The 19418-nt window shown below is 63.8% G+C and carries 19 protein-coding genes and 1 tRNA gene; 3 read left to right on the forward strand and 17 right to left on the reverse strand.

Translation table 11 applies throughout. The features are described from left to right. Positions 1 to 73: 73 nt before the first annotated feature. The 11 genes from parC to rpoZ all read right to left on the reverse strand — a co-directional run bounded on the left by parC (position 74) and on the right by rpoZ (position 10935). Complete coding sequence (parC, locus tag IVA82_RS04750; RefSeq protein WP_247387912.1) at positions 74 to 2332, reverse strand: DNA topoisomerase IV subunit A; 2259 nt, start codon at positions 2330 to 2332, stop codon at positions 74 to 76. Positions 2333 to 2392: 60 nt separating this feature from the next. Continuing rightward, complete coding sequence (locus IVA82_RS04755; protein WP_247387943.1) at positions 2393 to 2674, reverse strand: hypothetical protein; 282 nt, start codon at positions 2672 to 2674, stop codon at positions 2393 to 2395. A 97-nt stretch (positions 2675 to 2771) separates the two neighbouring features. Then, complete coding sequence (recO, locus tag IVA82_RS04760) at positions 2772 to 3524, reverse strand: DNA repair protein RecO (protein ID WP_247387942.1); 753 nt, start codon at positions 3522 to 3524, stop codon at positions 2772 to 2774. A gap of 144 nt (positions 3525 to 3668) precedes the next feature. Then, positions 3669 to 4049, reverse strand: a complete 381-nt coding sequence (locus IVA82_RS04765; RefSeq protein ID WP_148743727.1) for a hypothetical protein — start codon at positions 4047 to 4049, stop codon at positions 3669 to 3671. A gap of 21 nt (positions 4050 to 4070) precedes the next feature. Next, complete coding sequence (gene era / locus IVA82_RS04770; RefSeq protein WP_247387910.1) at positions 4071 to 4997, reverse strand: GTPase Era; 927 nt, start codon at positions 4995 to 4997, stop codon at positions 4071 to 4073. Beyond that, a complete protein-coding gene (gene rnc, locus IVA82_RS04775) occupies positions 4987 to 5820 on the reverse strand; it encodes a ribonuclease III (RefSeq protein WP_247387908.1) in 834 nt (277 codons plus the stop codon). The genes era and rnc overlap by 11 nt, the downstream gene beginning before the upstream one ends. Continuing rightward, the gene (gene lepB / locus IVA82_RS04780) at positions 5817 to 6584 is read right to left on the reverse strand and encodes a signal peptidase I (RefSeq protein ID WP_247387906.1); all 768 of its coding nucleotides are present in this window, start codon (positions 6582 to 6584) and stop codon (positions 5817 to 5819) included. The genes rnc and lepB overlap by 4 nt, the downstream gene beginning before the upstream one ends. A 250-nt stretch (positions 6585 to 6834) precedes the next feature. Further along, complete coding sequence (gene acpS, locus IVA82_RS04785) at positions 6835 to 7254, reverse strand: holo-ACP synthase (protein WP_247387904.1); 420 nt, start codon at positions 7252 to 7254, stop codon at positions 6835 to 6837. Continuing rightward, positions 7251 to 8003, reverse strand: coding sequence for a pyridoxine 5'-phosphate synthase (locus IVA82_RS04790; RefSeq protein WP_247387903.1), 753 nt, complete (start codon positions 8001 to 8003; stop codon positions 7251 to 7253). Before IVA82_RS04790 ends, acpS begins: the two co-directional genes overlap by 4 nt. Before the next feature lie 45 nt (positions 8004 to 8048). After that, positions 8049 to 10334 (reverse strand): bifunctional (p)ppGpp synthetase/guanosine-3',5'-bis(diphosphate) 3'-pyrophosphohydrolase, encoded by a 2286-nt coding sequence (locus IVA82_RS04795; protein ID WP_247387901.1) that lies wholly within the window; start codon positions 10332 to 10334, stop codon positions 8049 to 8051. Positions 10335 to 10542: 208 nt separating this feature from the next. Continuing rightward, positions 10543 to 10935 carry a DNA-directed RNA polymerase subunit omega gene (gene rpoZ / locus IVA82_RS04800; protein WP_007603391.1) on the reverse strand — a complete coding sequence of 131 codons (393 nt, stop codon included), beginning with the start codon at positions 10933 to 10935 and terminating at the stop codon, positions 10543 to 10545. Positions 10936 to 11261: 326 nt separating this feature from the next. Here rpoZ and IVA82_RS04805 point away from each other — a divergent pair, with 326 nt between their 5' ends. Continuing rightward, the gene (locus IVA82_RS04805) at positions 11262 to 11906 is read left to right on the forward strand and encodes an NYN domain-containing protein (protein ID WP_045008001.1); all 645 of its coding nucleotides are present in this window, start codon (positions 11262 to 11264) and stop codon (positions 11904 to 11906) included. After that, positions 11887 to 12561 carry a uracil-DNA glycosylase gene (locus IVA82_RS04810; RefSeq protein WP_247387899.1) on the forward strand — a complete coding sequence of 225 codons (675 nt, stop codon included), beginning with the start codon at positions 11887 to 11889 and terminating at the stop codon, positions 12559 to 12561. The genes IVA82_RS04805 and IVA82_RS04810 overlap by 20 nt, the downstream gene beginning before the upstream one ends. Here the strand turns inward: IVA82_RS04810 and IVA82_RS04815 are convergent. From IVA82_RS04815 to dapA, 4 genes are read right to left on the reverse strand one after another with little or no spacing between them, the layout of a single operon-like run. Continuing rightward, on the reverse strand, positions 12558 to 13139 hold the full coding sequence (locus tag IVA82_RS04815) for a peroxiredoxin (protein ID WP_247387896.1): 582 nt from the start codon (positions 13137 to 13139) through the stop codon (positions 12558 to 12560). The two genes, IVA82_RS04810 and IVA82_RS04815, sit on opposite strands and share 4 nt — an antisense overlap. Positions 13140 to 13143: 4 nt before the next feature. Next, the gene (smpB, locus tag IVA82_RS04820; protein WP_247387893.1) at positions 13144 to 13617 is read right to left on the reverse strand and encodes an SsrA-binding protein SmpB; all 474 of its coding nucleotides are present in this window, start codon (positions 13615 to 13617) and stop codon (positions 13144 to 13146) included. Positions 13618 to 13674: 57 nt separating this feature from the next. Further along, positions 13675 to 14082, reverse strand: a complete 408-nt coding sequence (mscL, locus tag IVA82_RS04825; protein ID WP_247387941.1) for a large conductance mechanosensitive channel protein MscL — start codon at positions 14080 to 14082, stop codon at positions 13675 to 13677. Between the two features lie 56 nt (positions 14083 to 14138). Beyond that, positions 14139 to 15029, reverse strand: coding sequence for a 4-hydroxy-tetrahydrodipicolinate synthase (dapA, locus tag IVA82_RS04830; protein WP_247387890.1), 891 nt, complete (start codon positions 15027 to 15029; stop codon positions 14139 to 14141). 295 nt (positions 15030 to 15324) lie between these two features. On the opposite strand from dapA, the gene IVA82_RS04835 reads away from it, so the two are divergent. Next, positions 15325 to 17712, forward strand: a complete 2388-nt coding sequence (locus IVA82_RS04835; protein ID WP_247387940.1) for a lytic transglycosylase domain-containing protein — start codon at positions 15325 to 15327, stop codon at positions 17710 to 17712. 139 nt (positions 17713 to 17851) lie between these two features. On the opposite strand, the gene IVA82_RS04840 is transcribed toward IVA82_RS04835, so the two are convergent. Together IVA82_RS04840 and IVA82_RS04845 are read right to left on the reverse strand one after the other, a co-directional pair. Next, positions 17852 to 17945, reverse strand: a tRNA-Ser gene (locus tag IVA82_RS04840). 501 nt (positions 17946 to 18446) lie between these two features. Then, entirely contained in the window at positions 18447 to 18713 is a 267-nt protein-coding gene (locus tag IVA82_RS04845) for a hypothetical protein (RefSeq protein WP_247387889.1), read from the reverse strand. Positions 18714 to 19418 lie beyond the last annotated feature (705 nt).

Genomic DNA, 19418 nt, shown 5'->3' on the forward strand with positions numbered 1-19418 from the left:
GCTGCGGTGCACGTGGCAGGAGCGCGGCCATAACCAAAAAAGCTCGTCAGCGCGCCCGCCGAATTGCCGGGCTCTACCCGATCTCCCGTCCGAACTTGTTCGACTTCGGGAAACCCTTCGGCGGCAGGCGGCCGGCGTCGGCGCGCGTGCCTTGCCACTCGGCGAGATCCTTCATGGTCGCGCTGAATTCGCGGCCGGCGGAGTCTTTCCAGGTGAGACCCGCCTTGGCATCGAACACCGCGATGTCGGAGAGGCCGCCGTCCTTGTATTTCTGCAAGCGCACGCCGCGGCCGCGGGCCATCTCCGGCACCTGGTCGAGCGGGAAGACCAGCATCTTGCGGTTCTCGCCGATGACCGCGACGGTATCGCCGAGAACCTCGGTGATCGCGCGCGCCTCGTTCGGCATGTCGACGTTGAGGACCTGCTTGCCCTTCTTGGTGGTGCCGACGCAATCGTCCTCGTTGACGACGAAGCCCTGGCCTTCGTGGCTCGCGACCAGGAATTTGCGGCTGCCCTTGTTGACGAACAGCGCGACCGGCGCGGCTTCCTGCTCCATGTCGATGAACATGCGGATCGGCTCACCGTGACCACGCCCGCCCGGCAGTTTGGCGACATCGAGCGAGTAGAACTTGCCGTTGGTGGCAAACAGCAGCAACTTCGAAGTGGTCTCGGCAAAGAAGGCGAACCCGAGCTTGTCGTCGGTCTTGAAGGCGAGCCCCGACAGGTCCTCCATGTGTCCCTTCATGGTGCGGATCCAGCCCTTGTCGGAGACGACGACGGTGACCGGCTCGCGTTCGACGAAGGCTTCCTCGATCGCCGCGAGATCGTGCTCGGGCGCATCGGCAAAGGTGGTGCGGCGCTTGCCGAGCGGGGTCTTGGGTCCGAACAGGTCGCGGACCTTGCCGACCTGCTCCCCGACCTTCTTCCACTGCTCGCCTTCCGAGGCGAGGAGCGCGTTGACGCCCTTGAGCTCGTTGCGGAGGTTCTTGTCCTCGGTGCGGATCTCCATTTCCTCGAGCTTGCGCAGCGAGCGCAGCCGCATGTTGAGGATCGCCTCGGCCTGCACCTCCGTCAGCTTGAACGCCTTGATCAGCGCCGGCTTCGGCTCGTCCGCGGTGCGAATGATCCTGATCACCTCGTCGATATTGAGATAGGCGATCAGAAGGCCGCCGAGAACTTCCAGCCGGTTCTCGATCTGGACCTTGCGATAATTGGTCCGGCGGATCAGCACGTCGCGCAGATGGTCGAGCCATTCGCGCAGGGCTTCGGCAAGGCCGACCACCCTGGGGATGCGGCCTTTCATCAGCACGTTGAGGTTCAGCGGGATCTTGTTTTCGAGCTCGGTCAGCCGGAACAGCGATTCCATCATCAAGGCGGGATCGACATTTTTCGACTTCGGCTCGATCACGAGACGAACGTCCTCGGCCGACTCGTCCCTGACATCGCCGACCAGCGGCAGCTTCTTCTGGTCCAAAAGCTCGGCGATCTTCTCGACCAGCCGCGACTTCTGCACCAGGAACGGAATCTCGGTGATCACCACCACCCAGGTGTTGCGGGCGCCCTCCTCCTGCTCCCATCTGGCGCGCACCCGGAACGAGCCGCGGCCGGTGGTGTAGGCCTCCGCTATCGCCTGCTTGGAATCGACGATGATGCCGCCGGTCGGGAAATCCGGCCCCTTGACCCATTTGAGCAAGGCCTTGGATTTCGCGTCGGGCTTCTCGATCAGATGCAGCGCTGCGTCGCAGAGTTCGGCCGCATTGTGCGGCGGAATCGACGTCGCCATGCCGACTGCGATGCCTTGCGCGCCGTTGGCGAGCAGGTTCGGGAAGCCGCCCGGCAGAACGATAGGCTCCTTCGACTGACCGTCGTAATTGGGGCGGAATTCGACCCCGTCTTCGTCGATGCCGTCGAGCAGCAGCCGCGCGACATCGGTCATGCGCGCTTCGGTGTAGCGGTAGGCGGCGGGGTTATCGCCGTCGATATTGCCGAAATTGCCCTGACCGTCGACCAGTGGATAACGCGAGGAGAAATCCTGCGCCAGACGCACCATGGCGTCGTAGATCGCCTGGTCGCCGTGCGGATGGAACGAGCCCATCACGTCGCCGACGATCTTGGCGGATTTCTTGAAGGCCGTGCCCGGGTCGAGCCTGAGCAGGCGCATGCCGTAGAGGATGCGCCGGTGCACCGGCTTGAGGCCGTCGCGCGCATCCGGCAGGGCGCGGTGCATGATGGTGGAGAGTGCATAGGCGAGATAGCGCTCTTCCAGCGCGTCGCGCAGTTGCACCTCGTGAATTTCAGCCGGCTCCTCCGGCGGAATCAATCGTTTTCCCATGCCGCCCGGTTAAACCGTGGAAGCGAATCGGGCAAGGATCGATTGGTTCCCTGTGGGCGGCTACTGGCCAGCCCAGCCCGCGGTCACCGCTTGAGTCTGCGGCTTTTGGGCCTGCGCGGTGCTCGGAGCATTGGTCAAGCAGCGCCGGGCTGTCTCGATCTCGGCTTCCGTCGCGCCCTTCGACCGTGCCCATGCCTCGGCCGCTGCAGCCGAATATTTGGCGACATAGAACCTGACGACGGTGCAGGAGGCGCGGCGAACCAGTCCTGGCTGTTCGCCGGCGATTGCGTCGGGCGCCAGCGCGACCAGCGCTGCCGATACGATAAGTCCTTTGATCATCAGGTTATCCCCGGGATGGAACCCGAGGGCAAGTCCGCGAAACCCGGTTTGGTTCCAGGAAAAGTGCCATCTTATTAAGCAATGCAGCGGCGCAATGAGGTCATGGCGCCGGAATTGCCGCTCTCGCCTGTTGCCGCGTCAGCGCGTTGATAAAGCCGGCCCGCGCATCAGAATGCCCCTGCCCACGCGGCTCCAGCACATAGCGCAGCAGGAACAGGCCGGTCAGTCGAAAGCCGTCCTGGAGATCCTGGTCCGTGAGCTCGCTCGTGGTTTCGCCCTGGCGCAGGAACGGTGGTAGCCGCAACAGCCGGTCGCGCCACGGCTCGCCGGCGGTACGCGACACTGCACCGCCGGATTTCGGCGAGACATAGATCAGGTCCCTGGTCTCGCCGGTGACGGCGCAGCTCTCCAGCCCCAGCCGGAAGCCGAGCTCAGAGAGCATCGCCAGTTCGAAATGGATCACGTGCACAGCCGCACTGCCGATGTCGTCGAAATCGTCGAGCGAATGCTCGAGTATCGCATATATCTCTTCGTGCGGATCGCGTTCCGGCAACAGCCGCGCGATCGAGCTGAGATGGGTAACGCCGTAGACGCCGTGGGAGGATTCCAGCAGCATCGCCGCGCGCAGCTTCAGGCCCTCAATCGCATAGGTGCCGAGATGCTCGTCAAGCCGCGCCCGCCAAACCGCAGTGACGCTGTTGCCTGGCTGCAAGAGCGGCCGCATCCGCGAGCCGGCGCCGCCGCGGACGAGGCCGAGATGCCGGCCGTGCGCGCGCGTCAGCAGCTCGACGATGGCGCTGCTTTCGCCATGCCGCCGCACCCCCAGCACGATGCCTTCGTCGGTCCATTCCATGGGTGGAGTGTAGCGCATTTCGACGGATCGCAGGGTGGGCAAAAGCGAAGCGTGCCCACCAGTTTTGATCCACTGCGCGCCGGCGGTTGCGGTGGGCACGGCGCGCAAGACGCGCCTTTGCCCACCCCACGGCGTCACGCGGCCTCACGCGTTGAACCAGCCCCGGGCGTTTCCGGTGAAGGAGAAATACAATCCCATCGCCGTCAGCACGCAGGAGACGATCTCGATGGCGCTGTCGAGTTCCATGCCCTTTTCGCCGATGATCTGACTGAGCGAAATCACCGACAACACCAGCGCCGCCGCCAGCACCCAGCGCGGCCAGTTCTTGCGCCAGTGCGCCGCGAGCCGGACGAAATAGACCAGCAGCAAAATCATCCCGCCGGCGAGCAGCGTCGCCGTCATGATCATCTGGTCGGTCATTTCAGTCGTGGGCGTGCGGTCCTGGACCGCGACCGACAAGGCGTCCAGCATCAGCGATGCATAGAGCAGCGCTTCGAAGCGCTGGACGTTGCTGGGTACGCTCATCAGATACCGATCTTTTCTTGGCTAGCCCTTGGGGAATTCAAGGCCCATTTCGCGATAGCGATCGGGATCGTCGCCCCAGTTCTCGCGCACCTTGACGAACAGGAACAGATGCACCGGCACGCCGAGGATCTCGGCGATCTCCTTGCGCGAGTCCGCGCCGATCGACTTGATGGTGGCGCCGCCCTTGCCGAGCACGATCTTGCGCTGGCTTTCGCGCTCCACGAAGATCGTCTGTTCGATACGCACAGATTTGTCCTTGCGCTCCTCCCACTTGTCGGTCTCGACCGTGGACTGGTAGGGCAATTCCTGGTGCAGCTTGCGATAGATCTTTTCCCGGGTGATCTCGGCCGCAAGATGCCGCATTGGCGCGTCCGACATCTGGTCTTCGGGATAGAGGAATGGCCCCGGTGGCACCATTTCGGCGAGCGTCGTGCGGATGTCGTCGACACCATCGCCCGAGATCGCCGAGACCATGAAGGTCTTCACAAACGGCATGCGCTCGTTGGCGGCCTGTGCCAGCGCGAGCAGCTTCTCGCGTTGAACCAGGTCGACCTTGTTCAGCACCAAGATCTTCTCGTGATTGACGCTCGCGGCCTTGGCGAAGATCGCCTCGGCCTCCTCGTCGATTCCGGACTTGGCGTCGAGCAGCACGCAGACGAGATCGGCATCATGCGCGCCGCTCCAGGCGGTCGAGACCATGGCGCGGTCGAGACGGCGCTTGGGCAGGAAGATACCGGGCGTGTCGACCAGGATGATCTGCGCGTTGTTCTCGATGACAATGCCGCGGATCAGCGCGCGCGTGGTCTGCACCTTGCGCGAGACGATCGTCACCTTCGCCCCGACCAGCGCATTGACCAGCGTGGACTTGCCGACATTGGGCGCACCGATCAGCGCCACGAAGCCGCAGCGCGTTGCGGCAGGCGTCTCGCTGCTTGCTTCAATCGTCATTGCTGCCGCCAACACCTTCGCGTTCGATCATGACGGAGGCCGCCACCTTTTCCGCCGCCCGCTTGCTGCCGCCGATGCCTTCGGCCGGCGCAAGCCCCGGCAAGTCGACTGCGACGCGAAACTGCGGATCGTGATGCGGACCTGTACGCTCGACCTCGCGGTAGACCGGCGTCGGCAGTCCCTTGCCCTGCGCCCATTCCTGCAGCACGGTCTTGGGATCGCGCAGCGGCCGCCGCGGCTTGTGCATGCGCTCGGTCCAGTTGCGCTTGACGAATTCGGACGCCGCCGCGTAGCCGCCGTCAAGGAAGACGGCGCCGATCACGGCCTCGCAGACGTCGCCGAGTATGGACTTGCGCAGGCGGCCATCGGCGCTGGGGCCGACCGAGCCCAGTTTGATGTCGTCGAGCAGACCGAGCGACTTGGCAACGTCGGCGCAGCTCTCCTTGCGCACGAGTTCGGCAAGGCGCTTGGACAGCTCGCCCTCATCGGCGTTCGGAAAGGCGTGATAGAGCATGTCGGAGACGACCAGACCGAGCACGTGGTCGCCGAGAAATTCCAGCCGCTGATAGCTGTCGCCGCGCTTGCGCCCGGACTTCAGCGCCGAGACGTGCGTGATGGCCTGCATCAGCAGGTTCGGATCGGCAAATCCGTGCCCGATACGCGCCTCGAGCGCCGCATTCGCGTCCGCCACCTTGGCCTTGCCGCCCCGCGCCCGCTTCTTCGCAGGCGTCTTGGTCGTAAGCGTCTTGGTCGCAGCTTCGCCGTCAGGGCCCGCTTGCGCCTCGATCGGTTGGATCGTGATGTCCTTGGCTTCGTCTTTCATCGGACGATATTGAAGAAGCGGTTCCAGCGCACCGCCCACGGCCAGCGCCAGAACATCCAGGCATGCTCGCCTTCGGCGATCGAGAAGAAGATCATCTGGGCGCGGCCGATCAGATTTTCCTGCGGCACATAACCGACCTGGCCGAGGAAACGGCTGTCCGTCGAATTATCGCGGTTGTCGCCCATCATGAAGAAGTGGCCAGGCGGCACGTTATAGACGTTGGTGTTGTCCATGTAGCCGTTGTCGGCGCAGTCCAGCGTTTCATAGGACACGCCGTTGGGCAGCGTCTCCTTCCAGCGCTTCACCCGAGAGACGCCGCCGCCGCCTTCGGAGCCGCAAGGATCTTCGCCGACATATTCGCTCATGCGCTGCCGCTCGACCGGGGTGTCATTGATGTAGAGCAGCCCGTCTCTCATCTGGACGCGATCGCCGGGAAGGCCGATCACGCGCTTGATGTAATCGGTCGAATCGTCCTTCGGCAGGCGAAACACGACGATGTCGCCGCGATTCGGATCCGAGCCCCAGATCCGTCCCGAGAACAGCGGCGGCGAGAACGGGATCGAGTAGTGGCTATAGCCGTAGGAATATTTCGAGACGAAGAGGTAGTCGCCGACCAATAGGGTCGCCTTCATCGAACCAGACGGGATGTTGAACGGCTGGAACAGGAAGGTGCGGATCACCAGCGCGATCAAGAGAGCATGGATCACGACGCGGATCGTTTCGCCGACGCCGCTCTCAGTTTTCGTTCCCGAAGTCACGCTCATTGCTCTCTCAATTTCCGGCCGGCGATCACAGAGCGCCCTCCTGCCGCGAACAGCCCATCGCTACGCAGCCCAAGGAGATTGTCCTGATTCTGATAATGAGGGCCAATTCCGGCGTAAAGCCGAATTCGCCCAGCCTGATTTGCGTTCGCGGACTTTTAAACGGTTGTCGGAGGCCACGCAATCAAGGATCGCATCAAAAACCAATAAGACACTGATTTTTCACGAGAATTATAAAATAAATGCCAATCCGTCAGGGCTTGGCCAAGGGGACGGCGGAAATGATGACAAAGGCCTGCGCCAACGGCCAGTCATCGGTGATCGAAAGGTCGATCTGCGCCTCGCACCCCTCCGGCGTCAGGGCCTGGAGCCGGGCCAAAGCGCCCCCGGTCAGCCGCATGGTCGGTCTCCCACCCGGCAGGTTGACCACTCCCATGTCGCGCCACCAGACGCCGCGCCGGATACCAGTGCCGAGCGCCTTGGAGCAGGCCTCCTTGGCGGCGAAGCGCTTGGCATAGGTTGCGACCACCATCCTCTCGTTCTTCGAGCGGCGCTCCGCCTTGGCCCGCTCGGCTTCCGTGAAGATGCGGTCTAGGAAACGCTCGCCGTGCCGCTCGATCACCTTGGCGACGCGGGTGATGTCGATCAGGTCGGAGCCGATGCCGATGATCATACCCGGCTCCGGCCGCGGTCCATCGCCGCGCGCATGCTGCGCACGGTCTCGGCAAGCCCGACGAACAGGGCTTCGCCGATCATGTAGTAACCGATGTTGAGCTCCATGATCTCCGGCAGGCCTGCGATTTTCTCCGCCGTCACGTAGTCCAGCCCGTGCCCGGCGTGCACCTCCAGCCCCGCCGCCTTCGCGAGCTTGACCCCCGCCACGATCCGCTGCCATTCGGTTTCGGCCTTATCCGTGTGGCCGTCGACTACGGCATCGCACCAGGCGCCGGTGTGGATCTCGATCACGGGGGCGCGCAGCCGCGCCGCCATCTCGATCTGCGCGGGATCCGCGGCGATGAACAGCGACACCCGAATGCCGGCATCGTTCAGCCGCGCAATATAGGGCGCGAGCGCGTTGTACTGTCCGACCACGTCGAGCCCGCCTTCGGTCGTCACCTCCTGGCGTCGCTCAGGCACCAGGCACACCGCATGCGGCCTGGTGGCGAGCGAGATCCGCATCATCTCGTCGGTCGCCGCCATCTCGAAATTGAGCGGCTTGGAGATCTCGGCTTTCAACCGCGCCATGTCCTCGTCGCGGATATGCCGGCGATCCTCGCGCAGATGCGCCGTGATGCCGTCGGCGCCGGCTTCGATCGCAAGCAGCGCGGCGCGCACCGGATCGGGATTGCGGCCGCCGCGGGCGTTGCGCAGGGTCGCGACATGATCGACATTGACACCGAGACGAAGCGGAAGTGCAGGCATTCTGGGCCTCACGAAATCACAGGGACAGACGAATACGAAACACGTCTATCCGTTAACACGTTCGACGCGGGCGACGACCGCCTTGGCACGCAACTGAGCCAGGATCGCGCTCAGATGCTTCAGATCGTAGACTTCGAGATCGATCGTCGTCTCGGTGAAGTCGGGCGAACGGCGCTGCATGCTGATATTGTCGATGTTGCCGTCGTGCTCGGCGATCACGGTCGCGATCTGCGCCAGCGCGCCGGGCTCGTTGACGTTCTCGACCTTGATGCGGGCCGGGAAGCGCTGCGGCATCGAATCCTCGATGTCCCAGCGCACGTCGAGCCAGCGCTCCGGCTCCTCCTCGAAATCCTTCAGGGCCGGCGACTGGATCGGATAGATGGTGATCCCCTCGCCTGGCGTGACGATGCCGACGATGCGGTCGCCGGGCACGGCGCCGCCATTCGGCGCGAACTTGACCGGCAGGTCCGAATTGATGCCGCGGATCGGAATGGCGACCCGGCTGCGCGGCGTCGGCGCCACCCTCTCCTTGAGCTTGGCAGCGAGCCCCTTCTTGATGCCGTAGCGGGCGACGCGCTCCTCCTTGTAGTCGGGATACATTGCGCGCGCGACGTCGGAGGCCTTGATCTCGCCGCGCCCGACCGCCGCCATGACGTCCTCGATCGAGGCGCGCGCGAGCCGCGGCAGCGCGCCCTTGAGCTTGTCGTCGGCGTATTCCATCTTGGCGCGCTCGAACAGGCGCTCGACGATGCGCCGGCCGAGACCGGCATATTGATCGCGCACGGCGGTGCGCGTGGCGCGACGGATCGCGGCGCGCGCCTTGCCGGTGACCGCGAGCGATTCCCAGGCCGACGGCGGCGCCGATTGCGCTTCCGAGGTCAGGACCTCGACCTCGTCGCCGTTCTGGAGCTCCGAAGACAACGGAGCGAACTTGCCGTTGATCTTGCAGCCTACCGCGCTGTTGCCGACATCGGTATGCACGGCATAGGCGAAATCGATCACGTTGGCATGGCGCGGCAGCGCGATCAGCTTGCCCTTCGGAGTGAAACAGAACACCTGGTCGTGGAACAGCTCGAGCTTGGTGTGCTCGAGGAATTCCTCGGGGTTGGCGCTCTCCGAGAGGATGCCGATGGTGTGGCGTAGCCATGCGAAAGCATTCGACTCGCGCTTGAGGAACTCGGTCGGCGAGCCCGCCCCTTCCTTGTAGAAGACGTGCGCGGCGATGCCGCGCTCGGCGATCTGGTCCATCGCCTCGGTGCGGATCTGAAGCTCGACGCGCTGGTTGCCCGGGCCGATCACGGTGGTGTGGATCGAGCGGTAGTCGTTCTGCTTGGGCGTCGAGATGTAGTCCTTGAAGCGCCCGGGCACGACCGGCCAGGTGGTATGGACGATGCCGAGCGCACGATAGCAGGCTTCGATATCGTTCACGACAACGCGGAAACCGAAGATGTCGGACAGTTGCTCGAAGCCGATGGACTTGCGCTCCATCTTGGTCCAGATCGAGAACGGCTTCTTGCGGCGGCCATAAACCCGCGCACCGAGGCCGCGGTGGCGCAAATTGTTGGAGAGCTGAGACTCGATCTCGCCGATCAGGTTGCGGTTGCGCTCGGCGAGCGCGTCGAGCCGCTGCATCACCACCGAATAGGCCTCGGGATCGAGGGTGCGGAAGGACAAGTCCTCCAGCTCCTCGCGCATTTCCTGCATGCCCATGCGGCCCGCGAGCGGCGCATAGATGTCGAGCGTCTCCTCGGCGATTCGCCGGCGCGATTCCGGCGGCACGAAATCCAGCGTCCGCATGTTGTGCAGGCGGTCGGCGAGCTTCACCAGGAGAACGCGGACGTCGTCAGCAATGGCCAGCAACAGTTTGCGCAAATTCTCGGCCTGCTTGGCCTCGCGCGACACCAGCTCCAGCCGCTTCAGCTTGGTCAGGCCCTCGACCAGGGCGCCGATCTCGGGCCCGAAGATCTGGTCGATCTCGGCCCGCGTCGCTTCGGTGTCCTCGATCGTGTCGTGAAGCAGCGCGGCCACGATGGTCGCATCATCCAGCTTCAGGTCGGTGAGAATCGCCGCCACCTCGAGGGGGTGCGAGAAATACGGGTCGCCCGAGGCGCGGGTCTGCGAACCGTGCGCCTTCATGGCGTAGACATAGGCGCGGTTCAGAAGATCTTCGTCGGTGTTGGGATTGTAGGACCTGACACGCTCGACGAGGTCATATTGACGCATCATGCGCGCGCGCGGCTTCGCCGGGCGCGTCACCGGCGCAGTCGGGGCCACGGCAACCGTTTCGGTTGCGGCCTGCATCTGCATTGGTCTGCGGCGCCGATACACCATTCCGTCCTGCCTTCAAACGGGCCACGAGACAGCCCGTTGTATACATCTTAGCCCCGATCGCGCGCGCGTCCGATCAATTCGGTGCCAGCGCGCGGAGCTATCCGACGACGCTATGGTAACCACGAAAACGCCAACAAAAGCAAAGGCCCGAACGCGGGTTCGGGCCTTCGATAGGATCACAAGAAGTCGACGACTGCGACGGGACGAATTACTCGTCCTCCTCGGGCTGCTCTTCGGGCGGCGCGAGGCCTTCGAGGCCCTTCAGGAGCTCTTCTTCGGTCATACGTTCGACGGCAACTTCGGTATCGTCCGCATCGACGCTCGCGCCAGCGGAACCGATCAGCGGCACCGTATCGGGCTCGGGCTCGTCGACCTCGACGAACTTCTGGAGCGAGTGCACCAGCTCCTCGCGGAGGTCCTCCGGCGAAATGGTCGTCTCGGCAATTTCACGCAAAGACACAACAGGGTTCTTGTCGTTATCGCGGTCAACCGTTAGTTGTGAACCTGACGAAATCATGCGGGCGCGGTGGGCGGCCAGCAGGACCAGGTCAAACCGGTTGTCGACCTTGTCGATACAATCTTCTACGGTGACGCGAGCCATGGACTGTCGCTCCGTTGTGGGTGGGACGAATTATGTGGATGATCTGGGCTAGTTATAGGGGCCAGGACGGTTTCGCAAGACCATTTTGTGATTTGGCCTCGCCAAACGGCTCTGATAACCCCACATTGGAGCTGGGATGGCCGGTATCCCGGGCTGCCATTGAGGGCGGCGCCGGGTATCTGCAGGGTTGCCATAACTATACCTTGATTGCCCCGACTTCTCCGGATTGCGGTTTCGACGGGTTTCGGCAGCACTCTGAAGGGCGCGCTTGCTGCCGCGGCGCCAACAATAAACGATCAATCACGAACACTACGCGAGCAAACTGAATGTCACCTTCCTCTACCGACAAGATCGCGCTCTTCATCGATGGAGCCAATCTCTATGCGACGGCCAAAACTCTCGGCTTCGACATCGATTACAAGCGCCTGCTGAAGGAATTTCAGAGCCGCGGAACGCTGTTGCGGGCGTTCTACTACACCGCGATCATCGAGGATCAGGAATACTCCTCGATCCGCCCGCTGATCGACTGGCTCGATTACAACGGCTACACCGTCGTCACCAAGGCGACCAAGGAATTCATCGACGCCTCCGGCCGCCGCAAGGTCAAGGGCAACATGGACATCGAGCTTGCCGTCGACGCCATGGAGCTCGCCGAGCACATCGACCAGATGGTGCTGTTCTCGGGTGACGGCGACTTCCGTTCCCTGGTCGAGGCTGTGCAGCGCCGCGGCGTGCGGGTCACCGTGATCTCCACGATCGCCAGCCAGCCGCCGATGATCGCCGACGAGCTGCGCCGCCAGGCCGACGTCTTCACCGATCTCGTCGAGCTGCAATCCAAGCTCGGCCGCGATCCATCCGAACGCCCGGCCCCGCGCGATCGCGGCGAGCGCGAGGCGCGCCACCACGCCCCGCAATTCCTCCAGCGCGCAACCACGATGGCGCCGAGGGGCGATGACGACTTCGAGGAGTGAGGCAGCCCGGGCAATCCGCCGGGCCCCCGTCCTCGTACCTGACTGTGACTGTCCGCTCTGCCCGCGCCTGGTCGCCTTTCGCGAGGCGAACCGCGCGCGCGAGCCGCTCTGGCACAATGCTCCGGTAGCCCCATTTGGCGACATTGAGGCGCGCCTTTTGATCGTCGGCCTTGCGCCAGGGATGCAAGGCGCCAACCGTACCGGCCGTCCCTTCACCGGCGACTATGCCGGCGACTTGCTCTACGCCACGCTGCTCGAATACGGCTTCGCCAAGGGGACCTATCAGGCGCGGCCCGATGACGGCATGAAATTGGTCGACTGCAGGATCGCCAATGCGGTGCACTGCGTGCCACCGCAGAACAAGCCGTTGCCGATAGAGATCAACACGTGCCGCCAGTTTCTCGAGGCGAATCTCGAGACCATGCCGAATCTGCGCGCCATCGTCGCGCTGGGGCGGATTGCGCACGATAGCGTGCTCAAGCCGCTGAAACTGAAGGCCTCGCAAGCCCCTTTCGGCCACGGCGCGGTGCATCAGGCCGGCGCGTTCAGGCTGTACGACAGCTATCACTGCTCGCGCTACAACACGAACACCGGGGTCCTGACGCCAGAGATGTTCCGGTCGGTGTTTGCCAAGGTGAAGGCCGGCCTCGACTAGTCCATGGCGGGATTGGCCTTCAGCCAGTCCAGCACGTCGCCGGCATTCCGGTCGGGCGGGAAGACCGGATAGAACACGTGCGTGATGCGCGCGTCGTCGACGATCAGCGCTAGGCGTTTGATCAGCGTGAGCCCGGCAACCTCCATGGTCGGCAGGTTGAGGGCGCGGGTGAGCTCCAGGTTCTCGTCGGAGAGCACCGGGAACGGCAGATGCAACCGCGACGCCATCTCGGTCTGGTATTCGTTGCTCTGGGTCGAGAGGCCGAACACGTGTGAGACGCCGGCCGCCTTGAGCTCGGCGAAGAGATCGCGGAAGGCGCAGGTCTGCAGCGTGCAGCCTCGCGCGCCCGGTATCATGTCCCAATCATCCACCAGGGAAATCTTGCCCGGCTCGCCGGTGCGGGGATAGGCGAATACCACAGTCCGCCCGGATAGTGCCGACAGCATCACTGACGTATCGTCGGTCGCGAGCAGGCTGATCGAAGGCAGCGTCATGCCTTTCAGATGCGCGGCGCCGCCATCGTCGGTCGGCGCGGGAATCCGGCTCCAATCGACCTCGAGCAGGTTTCTCTGATTCATCGCACTATCCCCTCGCCCGCAGCAGACGGCCCTTCTCCCGGCTCCAGTCGCGCTTCTTCTCGCTCTCGCGCTTATCGTGCAGCTTCTTGCCCTTTGCTACCGCGAGCTGCAATTTGGCGCGGCCGCGCTCGTTGAAATAGAGCTTGAGCGGGATCAGAGTCATGCCCTCACGGTCGACCGCCCCCATCAGCTTGTTGATCTGCTTGCGGTGCAGAAGCAGCTTTCGCGGCCGCTTGGGCTCGTGGTTGAAGCGGTTGCCCTGGAGATATTCGGGAATCGTGGCGTTGATCAGCCAGATCTCACCGTCCTTCGAATCGGCATAGGATTCCGCGATCGTGCTCTTGCCGTTGCGGATCGACTTGACCTCAGTGCCTGTCAGCGCAATGCCGGCCTCGACCGTGTCCTCGATCGCATAGTTGAAGCGGGCCTTGCGATTTTCCGCCATGACCTTGATCGGGCGTTCGTTCTTGTCGGCCATCGGAAAATCCTGATCAAGATGAGCGAAAATGCTAACAGTTTGGACGAAGCGCTCGCGTCAAGACTTCTTGAGGAGGTCGCGGATCTCGGTCAGCAGTTCGACTTCTGCCGACGGCTTCGACGGCGCGGCTTCTTCCTTTCGCTTCAACGTGTTCATGGCACGGATCACCAGGAACAGCACGAAGGCGACGATGATGAAGTTGATCGTCAGCGTGAGGAAGCTGCCCCAAGCCAGCACGGCGCCTTGCCTTTTCGCATCGGCTAAGTTGGTGGCGGTGACCGCCTTCGACAAGGGGGTGAAGTAGTTCGAAAAGTCGAGGCCGCCGGTGACCGCGCCGATCATCGGCATGATCACGTCGCCAACCAGCGAATTGACGATGGCGCCGAAGGCGGCGCCGATGATCACGCCGACCGCGAGATCGACGACGTTGCCTTTCATGGCGAACTCGCGGAACTCCTTGAGCATCTGCACGCCCTTTTCGTCGACCGCGTTCATGACAGGCCCCCGGAAACGCTCACGCGTCAGTTGATCAGGCCGGCGTGGACCATGGCGCTGCGCACGGCAACCCGCGTTGGCTCGGACACCGGAACCATCGGCAGCCGCAGCGTCTCGTTCATCTTGCCGAGCAGCGATAGCGCGTACTTGATCGGTGCCGGATTGCTCTCGATGAAGAGGTTATTGTGCAGCGGCATCAGCTTGTCATGCAGCTTCAACGCCGTGGCGTGGTCGCCCTTCTGCCAGGCGGCGTGGAACTCCGAGCATAGGCGCGGCGCGACGTTCGACGTCACCGAGATGCAGCCGTGGCCGCCATGCGCCATGTAGCCGAGGATGGTCGCATCTTCGCCGGACAGCTGGTTGAAATCCTCGCCCATCGCCGCGCGCTGCTGCGACACGCGGACCATGCTGGCTGTTGCGTCCTTGACGCCGGCGATGTTCTTCAACTCCCATAGCCGCGTCATGGTGTCGACCGACATGTCGATCACCGAGCGCGGCGGGATGTTGTAGATGATGATCGGAATTCCGATCGCATCGTTGATCGCCTTGAAGTGCTGGTACAGCCCTTCCTGGGTCGGCTTGTTGTAATAGGGCGTCACCACCAGTACGGCGTTCGCGCCGGCCTTTTCGGCGTGCTGGGCCAGCTCGACCGCTTCCTTGGTCGAATTGGAGCCCGCCCCGGCGATAACCGGCACCCGCCCCTTGGCTTCACCGATGCACCACTCGACCACCTTCTTGTGCTCGTCGTGGCTGAGCGTCGGGCTCTCGCCGGTGGTGCCGACCGGGACCAGGCCGTTCGTGCCCTCGGAAATCTGCCAGTTGACCAGCGAGCGGAACGCGGCCTCGTCGAGCGAGCCGTTCTTGAACGGCGTGACCAAGGCGGTGAACGATCCCCGGAATTTCGTCTTGGCTGCCATGGACTTCCTCCGTACGCGGCTAGCTTGAGAGCAAGGCCCCTTCTTATCGGGTCTATACCGCCCATAAAAGGGCCGCTGCCGAGCGACGCACCGTTTAGGCCGCGATTTTGCCGCGGTGGTGGTGCAAAGCCGGCCGCGGTAAGCGGCTGTTGGTATTTTATCCGCATATTCAATCAAATACAGCCAAGTCTTGTACAACCAGGTCTTGAGCCACTTGACTGATTCGGGGCGACGTAACGCCGTGACCTTCTTTCCTCGTGCCGCATGGCGATCCACCGGTCTGGCCGTGTGCCTGATGGCAGGGCTGTCGATCGGCTGCGCCGCCTTGGCCAAATCCAATGAGACGACCGCGGAAACGGCCAAGGACGCCCCGAGGCCGGCTGCCAAGGATGCCGCGAAGGGAGCCGCCAAGGGACCGGCCAAAGGGACAGATAAGGGAACGGGCAAGGAAGCAGCCAAAGGGTCGACTAAGGGAGCCGCTCCCGCCTCGGCCAAGGATGCAGCGAAGAAGCCTGCCAAGGATGCCGGCAAGAATGGCAGCAAGGAACCCGCGAAGGACAAACAAAAGCCCGCGGCAGCGGCCCCCGCGCCAAAAACACGGCCGACCGCGAACGGTTCGGCCCCGGTGACGGCAACCGCGCCGGCCGTGACGTCCGCCATCAGACCGACTGCCCCGGTCCCCGCCAAACCCGTCGCAGCTCCCGTGCTGGCTCCTGCGACCCGCCAGCACGCAGCGCCGCACAAGCCGGTCACACCGGCCGCGGTGGCCGCGACCTCATCGACCTCGCAAGCCGACAAGGACACGCTGGAGACCGTCATCGAGCTCGTGCGCAAGCGCAAAGCGGGCGACGCCACAAACGCTGCAGCCACCATCTCGGATCCCGTCGCCCGAAAACTTGCGGAATGGATCATCCTGCGCAGCGAGGACAATGGCGCAACCGTTGAGCGCTACCGCGCCTTCCTCTCCGCCAATCCGAGCTGGCCGTCGCAGACCTTCCTGCGCCGGCGGCTCGAGGCCGCGATGTGGGACGACCGGCGCGACGACCAGGTCGCGTGGTCGTGGTTCGAGAACGAATCCCCGGTGTCGGCCAAGGGCCGCTTCACGCTCGCCAAGGCGATGCTGGCGCGCGGCGACCGCGCCAATGCCGAGCGGCTGGTGCGCCAAGCCTGGCGCAGCGATCCGATGTCAGAAGACACCGAGAACAACGCGCTCGATCAGTTTGGTGCGCTGCTGACGCCGGGCGACCAGAAGGCGCGGATGGACACGCTGCTCTATGGCAGCGAAAACGAGGCGGCGCTGCGCGCGGCCAAGCGCCTCGGCGCCGGCTATGTCGCGCTCGCCAAGGCCCGCATCGCCTCCCTCAAGAAAGCGCCGAACGCGCGTGCGCTGCTGGAGGCCGTGCCGCGCGAACTGCACAATGATCCCGGCTTCATCTTCAGCAAGATCCAGCTGCTGCGCCGCGAGGAGAAGTTTGCCGAGGCAGCCCAGCTCATGCTGTCGGCGCCGAAGGATCCAAACCGGCTCTACAATCTCGACGAATGGTGGATCGAGCGGCGTCTGTTGGCGCGCAAGATGATCGACACCGAGGAATTCCGCAGCGCCTATCTGATCGCACGCGATGCGGCGCTGCCCTCGCGCGATATCTACAAGACCGAGCAGGAATTCACGGCGGGCTGGATCGCGCTGCGCTTTCTCAACGATCCCGCGCTGGCTACCCAGCATTTCGCCCGCATCGGGGTCGGCAGCGTCAATCCGACCACGCTGGCGCGTGCTGGCTATTGGCAGGGCCGCGCGGCGGAAGCGGCTGGTCGCCAGCAGGAGGCGCGCAACGCTTATGCGCGGGCAGCCGAACAATCCACGAGCTATTACGGCCAGCTCGCACGCGCAAAACTCGGCCTGCCGCAGATCGAGCTCAACAGCCAGCCGCGCGGGCGCGGCGCCGAACGTCTCGAGATCGTGCGCGCCGCGCAGTTGCTCTACGAGCTCGACGAGCGCGAGATGGCCGTGCCTGTTCTCGCCGACATGGGCGAGAACGGCGATCCCGAAGCCCTCACCGGCCTCGGCGAGCTCACCCAACGCTACAGCGATGCGCGCGGGATGCTGCTGCTCGGCAAGGCCGCGCTCAATCGCGGTTTGCCGTTCGACTTCTATGCCTACCCCGTCAACGGCATTCCGCAGTTCACACCGATCGGCCCGCAGGTCGAGCGCAGCATCATCTACGCCATCGCGCGGCAGGAGAGCGCGTTCAACCCCTCAGTGGTCTCGCCGGCGCAGGCCTATGGCCTGATGCAGGTGACGCCGGACGCGGCGCGCTATGTCTGCAAGCGGCACGGTGGCACCTACGATCTGTCGCGGCTGAAGAACGACTCGGCCTACAACGCCACGCTCGGCTCGGCCGAACTCGGCGGTCTGCTGGAAGACTACCGCGGCTCCTACATCATGACGTTTGCCGCCTACAATGCCGGGCGCGGCAGCGTGAAGAAGTGGGTCGACCGCTACGGCGACCCGCGCGACCCGAAGGTCGATGCGGTCGACTGGGTCGAGCTGATCCCGTTCTCCGAGACACGCAACTATGTGCAGCGGATCATGGAGAATCTGCAGGTGTACCGCGCCCGCTTCGGCGGCGGCACGCGGTTGCAGATTGAGGCCGACCTGCGCCGCGGTACCGCCAGCGTGGAGTAGAGACCCCTTTCCCCGATCGCTCCCGGCAGCATCGGCGGCAAACGCAGCACATGCGCCATCGCCGGCTTGAGGCGGCCGAGGACGGGCTCAAGCCAAACCGGCACAAAGCCAGATAAATCAATTACTTATTTGAGATTTTTGGCGGAGACGGAGGGATTCGAACCCTCGATAGGCCTTTACAAGCCTATAACGGTTTAGCAAACCGCCGCCTTCAGCCACTCGGCCACGTCTCCAATATGCGGGGTATGCCCGACCCGGCGGCGACCCGCAAGCGGCAGAATTGAGGTCGGAGCGTTCTTTCACCTAAAAGCCGCCATTGACCGGACGCGCAAGCCTGGCCAAAGCATCTGCGGGTCGCGAGCGCAGCCCGATTCGCGCCCTCTCTATATGTGCATATGTGCATATGTGCATATGTGCGCGCCCGTAGAGAGGCGGGATCGACCAATCCGCCAATGCGGGGGCAAAATCAGCACCGCTTCGCCGCCAGACCTTGAATCAGACGCCCAACTTGCGCCGTCGGAACGCTCTGGGGCACGACGCCAGCCTTGTGCGGCCGTCCGAGTTCCAGATCGCATTCGTCGGGCACGACCTGAATCGGCACCCACTGGCCAGTCCTGTCGGACCTGTCTGGGCCACCCATGCCGCGTTGGGCTGGGCGGCAGCACCGTGAACGAACTTGTTTCGGCGCGACCAGGCCCACCCGTCAAAAGCACGGGGCCGATGCGTTTCTCCGCTCAATGCGCGCAGACCCACGCCCTCGCCTCGCGCTGCGCGGCCGAGATTTCGATGTCCGACATCTGCCCGGCGATTTCCTGGCGCAGCTCCACGGCGTCCTTGCGGCCCTTCAGCGCGGCGAGATTGAACCATTTGTGCGCGGCGACGAGATCGACGAGACCGGAGCGGCCGCTCGCCCAATAGATCCCGCGCTCGAACAGCACGTCCGACAGCGCGCTCCCGTCGATCGGCGTCGCCGTCTCCAGATCGAAAGTACCCTGAAACATCACGCATCCCCTTTTTCTTGTGCCGCCTCGTTCCCCCGAGCGCGGCTCCCGTCCAACTCTGATTGGTGCATGATCCGTCCCGAAAAACCGCAAAACCAGTTTTCCGGGATCATGCGCTGTTCAACTCATCCCCATGCCGTTTGCCGGCTTGTTGGCAGCGATGATGGCGGGCAAATTTGAATGGCAGTTTAAGCATCGCGATGAAGGCAACGTAAACGCGCGAGTTCCACGCGCGAAAGCGGAATGCAAGAAGTCCGCAATTGACGGGCACTTCTGCGATTCGTCAGAGTCGGTTTACCTTGTGATTTTCGGACAACGATAACCATCGTGCATGGTCAGATGCGCACGGCCGTGGCCGCACCCCACTCCGTCCCCCCACGACCCGGCTACGCCAAGGCTTCGCCGGGGTTGAGATCCAGGGGCGCCGAAGCTTTAGCGAAGGCGGCAGGCGGGGAATCCAGTATTCCAGAGGCTCCGGGATTGATAACGACCGCCGCGGCGGACTGGATCGCCCGGTCGGAGCCGGGCGATGACACCGCAAATGGCGAAACGGTGCACGACGTCGCGTACGACAAAGCCGCGGCTCTCGCCTGCCCCAGGGCCAGCGCTGCCACGTCACGGTCAGATCAGCAATGTCGGGAAAGGAAATGCCGGCAATGCCCCGGCCTCAAGGAACGAGGGCGTCGGCGAACACGTCAGGATCAG

The organism is Bradyrhizobium sp. 142 (assembly GCF_023074015.1).
In the GTDB taxonomy this organism is placed as follows: Bacteria; Pseudomonadota; Alphaproteobacteria; order Rhizobiales; family Xanthobacteraceae; genus Bradyrhizobium.